Genomic DNA, 14,778 nt, shown 5'->3' on the forward strand with positions numbered 1-14,778 from the left:
GAACGGCGGAATCGCGAGGCGGCGGTCATTTCGTGCGACCGGTGTGCCAATCTGACGGGGTGAGTGTGGACGAGACGGCACCAGGAGTCAGCTTCACCGCCGCCGACGAGGCCAAGCGCCAGGGCGTACGGCGGATGAAGACCATCGCCACCGGCCTGCTCGGCCTCGCCACGGTCGTCTTCGCGCTCGCCACCTGGGCGGGCGCCGCCGGCGCGGGCAGCTGGGCGGGCTACGTGGCGGCCGCGGCCGAGGCCGGCATGGTCGGCGCGCTCGCCGACTGGTTCGCCGTCACCGCGCTGTTCCGCCGCCCGTTCGGGCTGCCGATCCCGCACACCGCGATCATCCCCACCAAGAAGGACGCGTTCGGGCGCTCGCTCGGCGACTTCGTCGGCGACAACTTCCTGTCCGCGCCCGTGGTCCGGGCCCGGCTCGGCCGGATCGGGGTGGCCCGGCGGCTCGGCGAGTGGCTGTCCGAGCCCGGCAGCGCCGAACGCGTCACCCACGAGGCCGCGGCCGCGCTGCGCGGCGTCCTCGCGGTGCTGCGCGACGAGGACGTGCAGGCCGTGGTCGCCGAGGCGATCACCCGGCGGGCCGCCGCCACCTCGGTCGCCGAACCCGCCGGCCGGCTGCTCGGCAAGATCGTCGCCGACGGCGGGCACCGCGGCGTGGTCGACCTGATCGCGGTGCGCGCCCGCGACTGGCTGGTCGAGCACCACGTCGAGGTGATCGCCCGGGTCACCGCCAAGACCCCCGGCTGGACGCCCAAGTTCCTCGACCAGCAGGTCGGCGAACGCGTCTACAAGGAGCTGCTGCGCTTCGTCACCGACGTCCGCGACGACCCCGCGCACCCCGCGCGCGGCGCCCTCGACAACTTCCTCGCGGACTTCGCACAGGAACTCCAACACGACCCGGAGACCATCGCCCGGGTCGAGCGCGCCAAGTCCGACCTGCTGGTCCGTCCCGAGGTCCAGGACCTGATCGCCTCCTCCTGGTCGGCGGTGCGAACGCTGGTGCTGAACGCCGCCGAGGACCAGGACAGCGAACTGCGCCGCCGGATCACCGAGGGCCTGCGCTCGCTCGGCCGCCGCCTCGCCACCGATGGCAAACTCCAGGCCAAGACCGACGGCTGGCTGCTGGACGCCGCCGAGTACGTGGTCTCCACCTACCGGCAGGAGATCACCTCGCTGATCTCCGACACCGTGGCCGGCTGGGACGCCGACGACGCCTCCCGCAAGATCGAGGCCAACGTGGGCCGTGACCTGCAGTTCATCCGGATCAACGGCACCGTGGTCGGTGCCCTGGCGGGCCTGCTCATCCACACCGTCAGCACCGCGCTGGGCGGCTGACGGACCGTCGGACGCCCACCCGGCCGCAGCGCCCCCGGTGGGCGCGCGTCCGCGCCCTTGGGTAGGGTGATCGACCGATCGGCGGCGGCCAGGGGGGCCGAAGCCAAGTACGGCACGGGGGAGTTGACGGGGATGACAGTACGCACGCGCACGCTGGGTCTGCGGGTCGCGGCGCTGATGGCGGCCGGCCTGGTCCTGACGGCCTGCAACGACGACGAGACGGCCACCGGCGCGGCCGGCCACACCTCGCCCACCGCGGCGGCCTCGGCGTCGCCGTCCGGGTCGGCCGGCGGCAAGGCCAAGGAGCCCGCCAAGCCCAGCAGCCGCCCGAGCGGCGGCGCCGCGGGCGGCGACGCCGCCGCGCAGGCCAGGACCAACAAGCTGGCGCTGAGCGCCAAGGAGTGGGACAACGCCTTCGTCGCCGACGGCGACGACGACACCAGCCTGGGCAACCAGGTGATGGACAAGTCCTGCAAGCTCAAGTCCGACGGCACCCACGTCAAGGGCCTGGTCGCCGACACCTACCGGTTCGTGCGCCAGGACCACGAGAAGGACAGCACCTTCGCCAACACCGCGGCCAGCGTGTTCAACAGCGCCGACGCGGCGGCCAAGGACATCGCCGAGCGCCGCGACAACACCAAGCGCTGCGAGAACTACACCGACGTCGACACCCACGACGCCTTCCAGACCGTCCACGACATCGAGTCGCCGCAGGTGGCCGGCGCCGACGAGGTGTACTCCGAGGAGGGCCTCGCCGTGTACGACACCACCGACGGCGGCCGGACCGACCCGCGGCCGTTCTCGTACGTGATCGCCCGCAAGGGCGCGGTCACCGTGTCGGTGTTCGTCGACGTCGACCCCGAGCGGCAGGTCTTCGAGGGCCGGGCCCAGGCGCGCGAGGCGCTGAAGAAGCTCACCGCGAAGTGGTGACCGCGCGATTCGCGTCGGCGGGTTAGCATGCGAGGTCTGTCCGGGTCCGGGTGAAGTAGACGGGAGCGTGCCATGGCCGAGGGAGCCCAGGGGATCGAGGCGTTCATCGCGGGAATGCCGAAGGCGGAGCTGCACGTGCACCACGTGGGCTCGGCCTCGCCGCGCGTGGTCGCCGAGCTCGCCGCCCGGCACGCCGGGCGCACCAAGGTCCCGCTGGACCCGGAGGCGCTCGCCGAGTACTTCACCTTCACCGACTTCGCGCACTTCATCGAGGTGTACCTGAGCGTCGTCGACCTGATCCGCGACGCCGAGGACGTCCGGGCGCTGACCTACGGCGTCGCCCAGGACATGGCCCGGCAGAACATCCGGTACGCCGAACTCACCGTCACGCCCTACTCGTCGGTCAGCCGCGGCATCCCCGACGTCGCCTTCATGGAGGCGATCGAGGACGCCCGGCTGGCCGCCGAGAAGGAACTCGGCGTCGTCCTGCGCTGGTGCTTCGACATCCCCGGCGAGGCCGGACTGGCCTCCGCCGAGGAGACCGCCCGGCTCGCCCTCGACCTGGCGCCCGCCGGACTCGTCTCCTTCGGCCTCGGCGGCCCCGAGATCGGCGTGCCGCGCCCGCAGTTCAAGCCGTACTTCGACCGCGCCCGGGCGGCCGGCCTGCACAGCGTGCCGCACGCCGGCGAGTCCACCGGGCCGGAGACCGTCTGGGACGCGATCCGGGTGCTCGGCGCCGAACGCATCGGCCACGGCACCCAGTCCGTGAAGGACCCGGCACTGGTCGACCACCTCGGCGAGCACCGGATCCCGCTGGAGGTCTGCCCGACGTCCAACCTGGCGACCCGGGTGGTCGAGCGGATCGAGGAGCACCCGATCCGGCAGATGGTCGAGGCCGGGCTGCTCGTCACCGTCAACAGCGACGACCCGCCGATGTTCGGCACCGACCTGAACACCGAGTACGCGGTCGCCGCGAAGCTGCTCGGCCTGGACGAGGCCGGCGTCGCCGGGCTCGCCCGCAACGCCGTGGAAGCCTCCTTCCTGGACCCGGCGGGCAAGCAGCGGCTGACCGGCGAGATCGACGCCTACCTGGCGGGCTGGCGGCGCACCGTCTGACGGGCCGCCGGAACGGTGCTCCCGCGTTCACCGGTGGCGGCGGTCGGGCGGTGCAGGTACCAGCGCTCGGCCGCCGTCCACGCGGTGCTGGTCAGCAGGTAGACGCCGCCCGCGAGCGGCAGCAGCAGGGCGAACAGCGGCGTGCCGAACGCCAGCCAGCGCATCGCCCCGAGGCCGGCGGGGGCGTCGTCCGGCACCGGCAGCGCGCTCGCGCGGCGGACGTTCCACCAGGCCAGGGCGAGCAGCGCGGCCTCCAGGACGGCGAACACCGCGAACTGGGCCGGAGTGTGGGCGGCAGTGGGGTGCGTGCCGAGCGGAACTCCCGCCAGGGAGGCGTCCAGCAGGTTGCCCGGGGCGGTGGTGAACAGGCGGTACATCACCGAGAAGAACGGCGCCTGCGCGAGGGCCGGCAGCAGGCCCGCGAACGGGGAGATGCCCTCGGCGCGGTTCAGGGCCGCGAGTTCGCGGGCCAGCCGCTCACGGTCCTTGCCGTGGCGCTTCCTCAACTTCTGGACCTGCGGGGCGATCCGGGCCCGGGCCCGCTCGCCGCGGGCCGCGGAGCGGGCCAGCGGGTGCAGGGCGGCGCGGACCGCCAGGGTGAAGACGACGATCGCGACGGCCGTGGGGACGACGGTGGCGAGGGCCGCGACGGCGGCATGGGCGAGACGGACGGCGGGGTCGAGGACGCTCAGAACGGACATGGGTGGGCTCTCCGGATTCACGCTCGGCTGGCGGGACTGGTCGCGGAGGGCGGACGGGACGGAGGGGCCCGGCGGCGCCGGGAGTGCGGCGCGGGAGTCGACCACGGTGGTGGGTCGCTCGCGCAGCCCCCGCGCCTCAGGGCGTGCGGGAGCTACGGCGTGCGCGGGAAGCGGGTGCCCCTCAGACGGCGGCCGCCGGGCCGTGGCCCGGGGCTCGGGGGCGCGGGCGGCCAGGGGCGGCCGGGTCGCGCGGCGGAAGGTACGCGGTGCGGTAGGCGCGGCGGCGCATCGCGGCGGCGTGGACCGCGGCGGGGGTGCCGGCGACGGGGAGGCGGGCCGTGCTGAGGGCCAGGGTGACGGCGCAGGTCAGCAGCAGGAAGGCTGCGGTGGTGACGGCGCCCGGGCCGGCCGGCAGGTCTCCGGTGAGGACCCGGAGCAGCGCGAGCAGAAGGGGAGCGACGAGCACGTGCACACCTCCTTCTGGCCGGGTCCGGCCTTGATGCTACGTCACCGGCGGGCCGGGGTACAGCAGTTGCGGCCCCGTCCCGCCGGTGACGGTGCCGATCAGGGCAGGCGGACGACGTTCGCGGTCGCGGCGGAGGCGCGGGCGGCCTCCAGGACGGCGAGGGTGGCCACGGCGTCCCGGGGGTCGACCGGCGGCGGGGTGCGCTCGGTGAGCGAGGCGGCGATGCCCGCGTAGTACGCCGGGTAGTTGCCGGGGTCGGTCGGGACGGGCTCGGCGTCCCCGTCGGAGCCGAGCAGGCCGTACGCGGCGGGATCGTCGTCGCCCCAGTGCGTGGCGGCCGGTCCGGGGCGGCGGCCGGCCCGCAGCGCGGCCTCCTGCGGGTCCATGCCGAACTTGACGTAGCCCGCGCTGTCGCCGAGGACCCGCAGCCGCGGACCGGCGAGCGGCGCGAGGGCGCTGGCCCACAGCTGGGAGCGGACGCCGCCGGTGTGGGTGAGCGCGAGGAACGCGTCGTCGTCGACCACCGCGCCGTCCCGGCGGACGTCGATCTCCGCGTACACCGTCTCGACCGGGCCGAACAGGGCGAGGGCCTGGTCGACCAGGTGGCTGCCCAGGTCGTACAGGGTGCCGCCGACCTCGGCGGGGTCGGCGAGTTCGCGCCAGCCGGGCTTGGGCTTGGGACGGAAGCGCTCGAACCGGGACTCGAAGCGGTGCACCCGGCCGAGCCGGCCCTCCTCGATCAGCCGGCGGGCGGTGAGGAAGTCGCCGTCCCAGCGGCGGTTCTGGAAGACCGACAGCAGCAGGCCGGACTTCTCGGCGAACTCGCACAGGTCGCGGGCCTCGGCGCTGGTCGCGGCGAGCGGCTTGTCGACGACGGTGGCCAGGCCGGCCAGCAGGGCGGTGCGGGCGAGCGGCACGTGGGTGCGGTTCGGGGAGGCGATCACCACCAGGTCGAAGCGGTCGGCGTCCTCGAACAGCTGGTCGGGGTTGTCGAGGGCGCGGGCGCCGGGGTGGTCGCGGTGCAGTTGGGCGCGGCGGTCGGGGTTGGCGGTGACCACCGCGTCCAGCCGGAGTCCGGGAGTGGTGGCGATCAGCGGGGCGTGGAAGGCCGAGCCGGCCAGGCCGTAGCCGATCAGTCCGACGCGGAACGGGGCAGGGGGCGTGCTCATGCCCCCACTCAACCATCCCCGTCCCCCGGAGCGGCGGAGGCCACCCCCTCCACCGCCCCCGGTCGGCGCGGACCGGCGGGCCCGCCCGGCCGGCGGCGGTGCACGCTGGCCGCCGCCGCGCCGGCCAGCAGCAGCACCGACCCGAGCGACAGCAGCACGCCGCCGGCGGCGTCCCCGTCGGCGAGGGCGGCGGTGCGACCGACGGGATCGGCGACGGCCGGGGTGGCGGCCGGGCTGCCGAGCAGGGCGGCGACGGCCAGCAGGACGGCGGTGCGGCGGACGGAGGCCACGGGCGGGGCTCCTTGCGTCGAGCGGAGGGTGTGACCGCGACGCTAGCCGTACGAGGAAGGGAAACTGACGGTACGTCAGAGTAGTTGGGCGGCGCTTAAGGCTGCCTTCAGGTGGCCCAGGCCGACGGCGACGGGCCGGGGCCGGACGGTCACCCGGCGTCGGCGGCCGGGCCGCACCGGGCGGCGGGCGTGCGGCCGTCCGGGCGGCGGCGGACCGGCTGCGAGGGGCGCCCGGCGGCGCGCGGGACGGCAGAAGGGCCCTGCGGCAGTGCCGGAGAGCCCTTCTGGCAGCGGGTCAGATCAGCTCGACCAGGTCCGCGATGGACTCCACCACCTGGGTCGGCCGGTACGGGAAGCGGTCCACGTCGCCGGCCTGGGTGAGGCCGGTCAGCACCAGGAAGGTCGACATGCCGGCCTCCATGCCGGAGACGATGTCGGTGTCCATCCGGTCGCCGATCATCGCGCTGTTCTCCGAGTGCGCGCCGATCGCGTTCAGGCCCGCCCGCATCATCAGCGGGTTCGGCTTGCCGACGAAGTACGGCTCCACCCCGGTCGCCTTGGTGATCAGCGCCGCGACCGCACCGGTCGCCGGCAGCGCGCCCTCTGCGGACGGGCCGGTCTCGTCCGGGTTGGTGGCGATGAACCGGGCGCCCGCGTCGATCAGCCGGACCGCCTTCGTCATCGCCTCGAACGAGTAGGTGCGGGTCTCGCCGAGCACCACGAAGTCCGGGTCGCTGTCCGTCAGCACGTAGCCGACGTCGTGCAGCGCGGTGGTCAGACCGGCCTCGCCGATCACGTACGCGGAGCCGTTCGGCCGCTGGTCCGACAGGAACTTCGCGGTCGCCAGCGCGGACGTCCAGATGTGCTCGGCGGGCACGTCCAGGCCCATCCGGGACAGCCGGGCGTGCAGGTCCCGCTGGGTGTAGATGGAGTTGTTGGTGAGCACCAGGAACGGCTTTCCGGACTCACGCAGCCGCTTGATGAAGGCGTCGGCCCCCGGGATCGGCACGCCCTCGTGGATGAGGACTCCGTCCATGTCGGTCAGCCAGGTCTCGATGGGCTTGCGGTCTGCCACGGTGGGTCTCTCCTAGGTCTTGCGACGGTCGAACGATCGATGTGCATCGCTCCGACCGGACACCGCTGGCCGGTCGGGCGCCACTGGCTGCCCCAACACGGCCCAGCCTAGTGCGCCGCGACGGCCGCCCACAGGGGCGTCCGCCCCGGTGAACCCCGCAGACGCCGACGGTGGCGGCCCGGGCGTCCCGGTCCGCCACCGTCCGTGGCCCGACTGCCGTGCCCTCAGCCCGCGTACGGGTTCCCACCGGCCGGCGGCTGCTGACCGTACGGCGGCTGCTGGCCGTACGACTGCGGAGGCTGCCCGTAGGGGGGCTGCTGACCGTACGGCTGCTGCTGCGGGGCCTGGCCGTACGGGGGCTGACCCTGCATCGGCTGGCCCGGGAACGGCGGCACCGGGCCCGTCGCGGCCGGGCGGTTGCGGCGGGCGATCAGCACCGCCACGACCACCAGCAGCACCACGCCCACCGCCACGCCGCCGATCACCAGCGGCATGCTGCCCGACCCCGAGGACGTCCCGCCGGCGGACGGCTGCTGCGCCGCCGGGTCCTGCCCGGCCGGGGAGTCGGCGGCCGCGGACGGCTTCGCGGCCGCGCCGTCGGACTTGCCCGGCTTCGGTGAGGACCCCGCCGCGGCGGGCAGCGGGCTGACGTTCGCCGGACCCGGGTCGCCGGGATCGGTCAGCGCGATGCGCGGGCGGACGGTGCCGTAGCCGAGGTAGTCGCTGCGCTCCTTCGGGTTGCTCGCGGTGTTGATCAGTACGCGCAGCACCTGATTGTTCGTCCAGTCCGGGTGGGCGGACCAGATCAGCGCGGCGGAGGCGGAGACCAGGGCGGTGGCGTCAGAGGTGCCGGTCCCCTTGCAGTAGCCGGACGGGCCGGTGCACGCCCCGTAGATGTCCACACCCGGTGCGGCGAGCGTCACCTGCGGCCCGTACTCCGAGATCGCCGCGACCTTTCCGTCCTGGTCGGTGGCGCCCACGCCGACCACACCGCTCATCGCGGCGGGGTACTCCAGGCGGTTGTCCGTGTTGCCGGTGTTGCCGACCGCGGCGAACAGCAGGACCCCCCGGGCCGCCGCATGGTCGACCGCGGCCCGGAGCTTGTCGACCTCGGCCGACTGCAACGATCGGACCGGGACGCCCAGGGACATGTTGATGATCTTCGCGTTGTGGTCGGCGGCGTAGGTGATGCCCCGGGCGACCTCGTCGATGACCTGGCTGTCGCTGGTCCCGTTGTCCAGGTCGATCCTGATCGGGAGGATCTTCGCCCCGGGCGCGAGACCGTACGCCCCCTTGCCGCCCAGCCCCTTGCCGGTGCCGGCGATGGTGCTGGACATCTTCGTCCCGTGGCCATCCTTGGGAGCGAGCTCGCTGCCGGACTCCTTGCTGAGATTCGTGCCGGTCACCAACTGCCCGGCCAGGTCGGGTGCGTCGCCCTTCACCCCGGAGTCGATCACGGCCACGGTGATCCCGGACCCGGTGCTGGTCCGCCACATCTCCTCGGCGTGCATGGCGTCCAAGTACCACTGCTGTTCGCGGATCGAGTCCGCCGCGAGCGCGGGCCCCGCCATCCACCCCCACAGGACGCCGACGACCGCTGCTGCGGCTGCGAACCGCCGCCGCCGTTCTGCCCCGCCCGTTCGCCGCATCACACGCTCCTTCGCACGCCGTATGTCGCCAGGTATCGGTGCCCGGTTGCACAGTGCTGCCCGGTCGCGGAAGCGGTGGCTCTCACGACCGGGCAGTCGATGCGGTCCTACTCGATCACATTCGGGTTGACCGGGCCCATGCCCGACGTCCAGGTGTCCTCGTCCTCGTTGAGGTAGTCGGGGCGCTTGCCCTGCGGCTTGCCCTTGCGGTTCGCACCGCCGTGGCCGCCGCCGAACGCGCCCTGACCGGCCCGGCCGTCGGCGCCCCGCTCGGCCCGGCCGCGCAGCCCGGTGCCGCCCGGCGTGAACCCGCCGCCCGATCCCGACCCGCGCTGTCCGCCGACGGTGCCGCCCGCCCGGCTGACCAGGCCGCCGCCGCGGGCACCGCCACCGCCGCCCTTGGCACCGCCGGCGCCTGCGCCGCCACCGCCGTGGGGCATGCCGCCGCCCATGCCCGGGGCGCCCGCACGCCCGGCCTGACCGGCCTGGCCCGCTCCGGCCGTGCCCGCGGTGGTGCCGCCGGGACGGGCGCCCGCACCGCCGGCTCCGCCGGTGCCCGGCACGCCACCGCCGCCGACTCGGCCGCCACCGGCCGTGCCGCCGCCGAGGCCACCGCCACCGAGGCCACCGCCGCCCAGGCCGCCGCCCGGGTAGCCGCCGCCGTGCAGACCGCCACCGCCGCTGCCGCCGCCGAGGTCACCGAGGCCGCCCCCGCCGAGGCCGCCGCCCCCGCCGCCGTGGACCGGGATCCTCGGGTCGGGGAGCGTCGTGCCGGGCGGCGGCGTGTGGTCGATCCGGGTGCCCGGGTCCTTGATCACCGGGTCGGTGATCGGCGGAACCGGGTTCTGGACCGGGGGAATCCTCGGGGGCTGCTGCACCGGTCCGCCGTGTACCGGCGGCTCCCACGGCGCGGGCCGGGGGACGGGTGTCGGCGTCGGCTGCGGGGTCGGGTTGGGAGCCGGCGCGGGCTGCACCCTGGGCGGCGTCGGCATGGTGGTGCCTCCGCCGGGGCCGCGACCGGTGCCACCGCCGCCGCCGTCGATCGGCACGTCCACCAGGCTGGTGTGCCCTTGCCCGTCCCCTGGCAGCGGCGGGAACTCCGGCGGCTGCACCGAGTTGAGCTGGGTGGTCGACTGCTCGTACGCCTGGCTGAGCCGGGTCATCTGCTGGATGGCCTCGTTGTGCGCCTGCTCGATGCGGCGCTGCGCGGCCTGGGCCTCCTCGGGGCTGACCCAGTCGGAGTCGACCATGTCGGCGACCTTGCCGGCCGCCCAGCCGCCGATGGCCGTGCCGACGCCCGGGACCACGCTGCCGAGGATGGCGCCGCCGACGGTGACGGCCGTGTTGGGCTGGTCGTTGTAGCGGCTGACGATCTGCATGTCGGCGTGCGGCACGGCGGGCATGCCCGACCTGACGGCGGCGAGCGTTTCGCCCGCGGACGCCATGTAGGTGCCGGCGTTCCGCGAGTACGAGGCCAGGTCCATGGTGGACCGGGAGACCTGGCTGCCCCAGGACTTGAAGCTGTCGGCGGCGCTGCCCTCCCAGTCGAGGCCGCTCATGTGCGCGTGCAGCTCGTTGCTGACCTCGTCCATCTTCTGCGCGGCGAGCAGCAGTCGCTGGCCCACCTGCATGACGGCGACCGGGTCCGTGTGCTGGACCATCGCCACCAGTTCCTCGTGGCTGGCGCCGTCGATCTCGCCGCCGTCACGGGCCATCCGCACGAAACGCTTCTCGGTCATCTCTCTCTCCCCCGAAGCTCCGTCGCCGGAGCGGTCGTCAGTACGCGCCTTGCTGGGTGCCGGTGGCCGGGGCCTGCGGGCTCGCCGGGTAGGCGGCGGGCCGGGGCTGCGATTCGGTCCGGGCCATCGCCTGGAACCGGGACTCCTGCTCGGCGTCCGCGTTGCTGTAGGTTCCGGCGGCCCGGCCGACGCTCGCGCTCATCGCCTCGATCTGGGCGGCGAGGGTCTGCGAGAGGCGCTCCAGGTTGTTGTGCACGTTCGTGTAGGCGGTCATCAGGTCGCCGGCCTGGCCGAAGTTCTGGCCGAGCTGATGTCCGGTCAACTGCTGTTGGGAGACCTCGCCGTGGCTCGCGGGGGAGCCGTCGAGTTCGCGCAGGATCTGGTCGACCTTGTTCTTGAAGGTCTGCAGGTTCTCGACCTCGACCTGGACGGCCCCGCCGCCCACCTGGCTCGTCAGTGCCTGTGCCTGCGACACGGCGACCATGGCCGCCGTCTGCACGGCTGTCGCGGTCGACACCGCGTTGTAGATGAACCCGGACAACCCGTTGCCGGAGACGTCACTCATCGCCGATCCCCCCTCCCCCTTGGCGGACCCACCCCCGTGGTGGCCCGCCGGTGGCTTCTGGCCGCCCCCAAGATAGCGGTACGAACGGACGGACCGTCAGGGGGCGGGGGGTCCGGGCCCCGGTAGCCTGTGCCGGTCGTCCCTGCGGGGCGGCGTCAACGGGCTTGGGGTGCAGGGGAGTTCGGATGGGGGAGAAGCGCGTCACCTGGGCGGAGCTGTACTTCGACCTGGTGTTCGTGTTCGCGGTGACGCAGGTGTCGGCGCTGCTGCACCACCACCACGACTGGGCGGGCTGCGGGCGGGCGCTGGTGGCGTTCGTGCCGGTGTACTGGTGCTGGGTGGGGACCACCGTGCAGGCCAACGTCCGGGACGTGGACAATCCGCGGGACCGGATCGGGATCTTCGCGGTGGGCCTGGCCGGGCTGTTCATGGCGCTCGCCCTGCCGGCGGCGTTCGGCGCCCGCGGGGTGCTGTTCGGCGGCGCGTACTGGGCGGCCCGGCTGGTGCTGATCGGGCTGCTGGCGCGCCGGGTGCGGCGGATCCGGACCGGCCCGTACGGGGTGGGCGCGTTCTGCACCGGCCCGCTGCTGGTGGTCGGCGGGCTGCTGCCGTCCCCGGCCCGGGAGGTGCTGTGGGCGCTGGCCGCGGCGGCGGACCTGGCGGCGCCGCTGGTGTTCCGCCGGCGGCTGGCGAAGGTCGAGTACCACCCGGGGCACCTGCCGGAGCGGTTCGGCCTGTTCCTGCTGGTGGCGCTCGGCGAGTCGATCGTGGGGATCGGCGCCCCGGTGGCCGCGGGCCCGCTGCACGCGGGCCAACTCGCGTCGGTGGCCGTGGCGTTCGTGATCTCCTGTGCGCTGTGGTGGCAGTACTACGGCTACGCCTCCGACGCGATGCGGTTCGCCCTGGAGACCGCGAGTTCGCGCCGCGACATGATGCGGCGGGTGTTCTCGTACGGGCACCTGGCGCTGATCGCCGGGGTGATCACCGTCGCGGTGGGTCTCGCGGAGACGGTGGCCCGGCCCGGGGCGGCGCTCGGCGGGGGTGCGCTGGGGCTGCTGTACGGCGGCAGCGCGCTGTACCTGCTGGCGTTCAACTACACCCGGCGGATGATGTTCGGCGTCCTCTCGCCGACCCGGCTGGCGGCCGGCCTGCTGGTGGCGGCGCTGTTGGCGCTGCTGCTGCTCACCCCGCTGCACCGGCTGCCGGCGCTGGCCGTGCTGGTCCTGCTGGCGGTGGTGCTGGTCGGTCTGAACGGCTGGGAGGCGCTGCGGGTGCGGCGGGCGGCGCGGCCTGTCGGCGCGACTGTGTAGCGTTCTTCGCAGCGGGTCCGGGACGGGCCCGGGAACGTTCGAGCGAGAGCGGTCGCCGTGCGGCGCGCGGCCGGTGGGAGGTACAACGTGACGGAGCTGGCCGAGGCGTCCGTGGGCGGCGCGCTGGAGCTGCCCGAGTCGTGGCGCGAGGTGCTCGCCGAGGAGACCGGCAAGCCGTACTTCGCGCAGCTGGCGGAGTTCCTGGCGGCCGAGCGGGCCGAGCACGAGGTGTTCCCGCCCGCCGGGCAGGAGTTCTCGGCGCTCGCGGCCACGGCGTACCAGGACGTGAAGGTGCTGCTGCTCGGCCAGGACCCGTACCACGACAACGGGCAGGCGCACGGCATGAGCTTCTCGGTGCTGCCGGGCGTGAAGACCCCGCCGTCGCTGCGCAACATCTACAAGGAGCTGAACACCGACCTCGGCCTGCCGGTGCCGGACAACGGGTACCTGATGCCGTGGGCCGAGCAGGGCGTGCTGCTGCTGAACGCGGTGCTCACCGTGCGGGCGCACGAGGCGAACTCGCACAAGAACAAGGGCTGGGAGCAGTTCACCGACGCGGTGATCAAGGCGGTCAGCGCCCGCGAGGAGCCCTGTGTGTTCGTGCTGTGGGGCGGCTACGCGAAGAAGAAGCTGTCGCTGATCGACACCGAGAAGCACGTGGTGGTGCAGAGCGGGCACCCGTCGCCGCTGTCGCAGAAGACCTTCCTGGGGACGAAGCCCTTCTCGCAGATCAACGCCGCGCTGGAGGGCTTCGGCCAGAAGGCGATCGACTGGAGCATTCCGAACGTGAAGTAGCGGTCGGCGCAGGGGCGGTGGGCGTGAGGGGGCGCCCGCCGCCCCTGCGGCGCGTCCGGGGTCAGTCGGTGAGGATCTCCGGCTCGGTGGCGGCGCGGAGCTGCTCCAGGGTGGTGCCCTCGGCGAGTTCGACCAGGCGGAGGCCCTCGGGGGTGACGTCGAGGACGGCCAGGTCGGTGACGATGCGGTGGACGACGCCGCGGCCGGTGGCCGGCAGGGACAGCTCGTCGACGATCTTCGGGGTGCCGTCCTTGGCGGTGTGCTCCATCACCACGATCAGGCGGCGGGCGCCGTGGACCAGGTCCATGGCGCCGCCCATGCCCTTGACCATCTTGCCGGGGATCATCCAGTTGGCGAGGTCGCCGGAGGCCGAGACCTGCATCGCGCCGAGCACCGAGACGTCGATCCGGCCGGACCGCACCATGCCGAAGGAGAACGCCGAATCGAAGTACGCCGCACCGGGGTTGACGGTGACGGTCTCCTTGCCGGCGTTGATCAGGTCGGGGTGGACGTCGGCGTCCGCCGGGTAGGGGCCGACGCCGAGGATGCCGTTCTCGGAGTGCAGCACCACGTGGACGCCGGGCGGCAGGTGGTTGGGGATCAGGGTGGGCAGGCCGATGCCGAGGTTGACGTACTGGCCGTCGCGCAGTTCGCGGGCGGCCCGGGCGGCGAGCACGTCGCGGGGATCCGGGCGGGTGGTCATCAGGACTCCTTCGCGGCGGTGCGGCTGACGGTGCGGCGCTCGATCCGGCGGTCGTCGGGGTCGGCGGCGACCACCCGGTCCACGTACACGCCGGGCAGGTGGACGGCGTCCGGGTCCAGTTCGCCGGCCTCGACGATGCGGTCGGCCTCGACGACGGTGATCCGGCCGGCGGTGGCGCACAGCGGGTTGAAGTTGCGGGCGGCGGCGTGGAAGACGCAGTTGCCGTGCCGGTCGGCGACCTCGGCGCGGACCAGGGCGAAGTCGGCGACGATCGCCTCCTCCAGCAGGTGGCGGCGGCCGCCGAACTCGCGGACCTCCTTCGGCGGGGAGGCGACCGCGATCGCGCCGCCGCCCGGCGCGTACCGCCAGGGCAGGCCGCCCTCCTCGACCTGGGTGCCGGCGCCGGCCGGGGTGTAGAAGGCGGGGATGCCCGCGCCGCCGGCCCGCAGCCGTTCGGCGAGGGTGCCCTGCGGGGTGAGTTCGACCTCGAGTTCGCCGTTCAGGTACTGGCGGGCGAACTCCTTGTTCTCGCCGACGTAGCTGGAGGTCATCCGGGCGATCCGGCCGGCCCGCAGCAGCAGGCCGAGGCCCCAGTCGTCCACGCCGCAGTTGTTCGAGACGACCCGCAGGCCGGTGGTGCCGGCGTCCACGAGCGCGTCGATCAGGGTGGACGGGATGCCGCACAGGCCGAAGCCGCCGACCGCGAGCACCGCGCCGTCGGGAATGTCCCCGACCGCGTGGGCGGGGGAGTCCAGGACCTTGTCCAAGGGGGCCACCTTCTCGAAGGGGGAGGGCTGACTGCGGCACCACACTCGCCGCAGGCCCCGGTCCTTTCCATGGCGGGCGACGCCATGGAGCAGGGCCGATCCATGTGTGTGCCGCACACCTCGCGGTGGCCGGCACCCGGACATGTCGCCGACCCAC

General features: G+C 74.0%; 15 protein-coding genes. 5 read left to right on the forward strand and 10 right to left on the reverse strand.

The features are described 5' to 3' along the window. Positions 1-65 precede the first annotated feature (65 nt). The 3 genes from ACFV1L_RS03125 (at position 66) to ACFV1L_RS03135 (ending at position 3,392) form a co-directional block, all read left to right on the forward strand. Entirely contained in the window at positions 66-1,346 is a 1,281-nt protein-coding gene (locus tag ACFV1L_RS03125; protein WP_380362516.1) for a DUF445 domain-containing protein, read from the forward strand. A gap of 132 nt (positions 1,347-1,478) precedes the next feature. Further along, the gene (locus ACFV1L_RS03130) at positions 1,479-2,276 is read left to right on the forward strand and encodes a hypothetical protein (protein WP_380362348.1); all 798 of its coding nucleotides are present in this window, start codon (positions 1,479-1,481) and stop codon (positions 2,274-2,276) included. Between the two features lie 72 nt (positions 2,277-2,348). Beyond that, the gene (locus ACFV1L_RS03135; RefSeq protein ID WP_380362350.1) at positions 2,349-3,392 is read left to right on the forward strand and encodes an adenosine deaminase; all 1,044 of its coding nucleotides are present in this window, start codon (positions 2,349-2,351) and stop codon (positions 3,390-3,392) included. Here the strand turns inward: ACFV1L_RS03135 and yidC are convergent. From yidC to ACFV1L_RS03175, 8 genes are all read right to left on the reverse strand, one after another. Then, positions 3,362-4,093: a membrane protein insertase YidC gene (gene yidC / locus ACFV1L_RS03140; protein ID WP_380362352.1), complete on the reverse strand. Its 732-nt coding sequence runs from the start codon at positions 4,091-4,093 to the stop codon at positions 3,362-3,364. The two genes, ACFV1L_RS03135 and yidC, sit on opposite strands and share 31 nt — an antisense overlap. A gap of 181 nt (positions 4,094-4,274) precedes the next feature. Beyond that, entirely contained in the window at positions 4,275-4,559 is a 285-nt protein-coding gene (locus ACFV1L_RS03145; RefSeq protein WP_380362354.1) for a DUF6412 domain-containing protein, read from the reverse strand. A 98-nt stretch (positions 4,560-4,657) separates the two neighbouring features. Next, the gene (locus tag ACFV1L_RS03150) at positions 4,658-5,728 is read right to left on the reverse strand and encodes a Gfo/Idh/MocA family oxidoreductase (protein WP_380362356.1); all 1,071 of its coding nucleotides are present in this window, start codon (positions 5,726-5,728) and stop codon (positions 4,658-4,660) included. An 8-nt stretch (positions 5,729-5,736) separates the two neighbouring features. Next, positions 5,737-6,018: a hypothetical protein gene (locus ACFV1L_RS03155; protein WP_380362357.1), complete on the reverse strand. Its 282-nt coding sequence runs from the start codon at positions 6,016-6,018 to the stop codon at positions 5,737-5,739. 295 nt (positions 6,019-6,313) lie between these two features. Continuing rightward, positions 6,314-7,093, reverse strand: a complete 780-nt coding sequence (locus ACFV1L_RS03160; RefSeq protein ID WP_380362359.1) for an HAD-IIA family hydrolase — start codon at positions 7,091-7,093, stop codon at positions 6,314-6,316. Between the two features lie 224 nt (positions 7,094-7,317). Then, positions 7,318-8,742 (reverse strand): type VII secretion-associated serine protease mycosin, encoded by a 1,425-nt coding sequence (gene mycP, locus ACFV1L_RS03165; protein ID WP_380362361.1) that lies wholly within the window; start codon positions 8,740-8,742, stop codon positions 7,318-7,320. A gap of 107 nt (positions 8,743-8,849) precedes the next feature. Beyond that, positions 8,850-10,481 carry a WXG100 family type VII secretion target gene (locus tag ACFV1L_RS03170; RefSeq protein WP_380362363.1) on the reverse strand — a complete coding sequence of 544 codons (1,632 nt, stop codon included), beginning with the start codon at positions 10,479-10,481 and terminating at the stop codon, positions 8,850-8,852. 37 nt (positions 10,482-10,518) lie between these two features. Next, a complete protein-coding gene (locus ACFV1L_RS03175) occupies positions 10,519-11,046 on the reverse strand; it encodes a hypothetical protein (protein WP_380362365.1) in 528 nt (175 codons plus the stop codon). A 185-nt stretch (positions 11,047-11,231) separates the two neighbouring features. Here ACFV1L_RS03175 and ACFV1L_RS03180 point away from each other — a divergent pair, with 185 nt between their 5' ends. Together ACFV1L_RS03180 and ACFV1L_RS03185 are read left to right on the forward strand one after the other, a co-directional pair. Beyond that, a complete protein-coding gene (locus ACFV1L_RS03180) occupies positions 11,232-12,356 on the forward strand; it encodes a low temperature requirement protein A (RefSeq protein WP_380362366.1) in 1,125 nt (374 codons plus the stop codon). A gap of 87 nt (positions 12,357-12,443) precedes the next feature. Further along, a complete protein-coding gene (locus ACFV1L_RS03185) occupies positions 12,444-13,151 on the forward strand; it encodes a uracil-DNA glycosylase (protein ID WP_380362368.1) in 708 nt (235 codons plus the stop codon). A 61-nt stretch (positions 13,152-13,212) separates the two neighbouring features. Here ACFV1L_RS03185 and ACFV1L_RS03190 read toward each other — a convergent pair whose 3' ends face one another. Both ACFV1L_RS03190 and ACFV1L_RS03195 read right to left on the reverse strand, forming a co-directional pair. Further along, on the reverse strand, positions 13,213-13,854 hold the full coding sequence (locus ACFV1L_RS03190; RefSeq protein WP_380362370.1) for a 3-oxoacid CoA-transferase subunit B: 642 nt from the start codon (positions 13,852-13,854) through the stop codon (positions 13,213-13,215). After that, positions 13,854-14,621, reverse strand: a complete 768-nt coding sequence (locus ACFV1L_RS03195) for a CoA transferase subunit A (RefSeq protein WP_380362371.1) — start codon at positions 14,619-14,621, stop codon at positions 13,854-13,856. Before ACFV1L_RS03195 ends, ACFV1L_RS03190 begins: the two co-directional genes overlap by 1 nt. Positions 14,622-14,778 lie beyond the last annotated feature (157 nt).

It is taken from the genome of Kitasatospora sp. NPDC059646 (assembly GCF_042734615.1).
Classification (GTDB): domain Bacteria; phylum Actinomycetota; class Actinomycetes; order Streptomycetales; family Streptomycetaceae; genus Kitasatospora.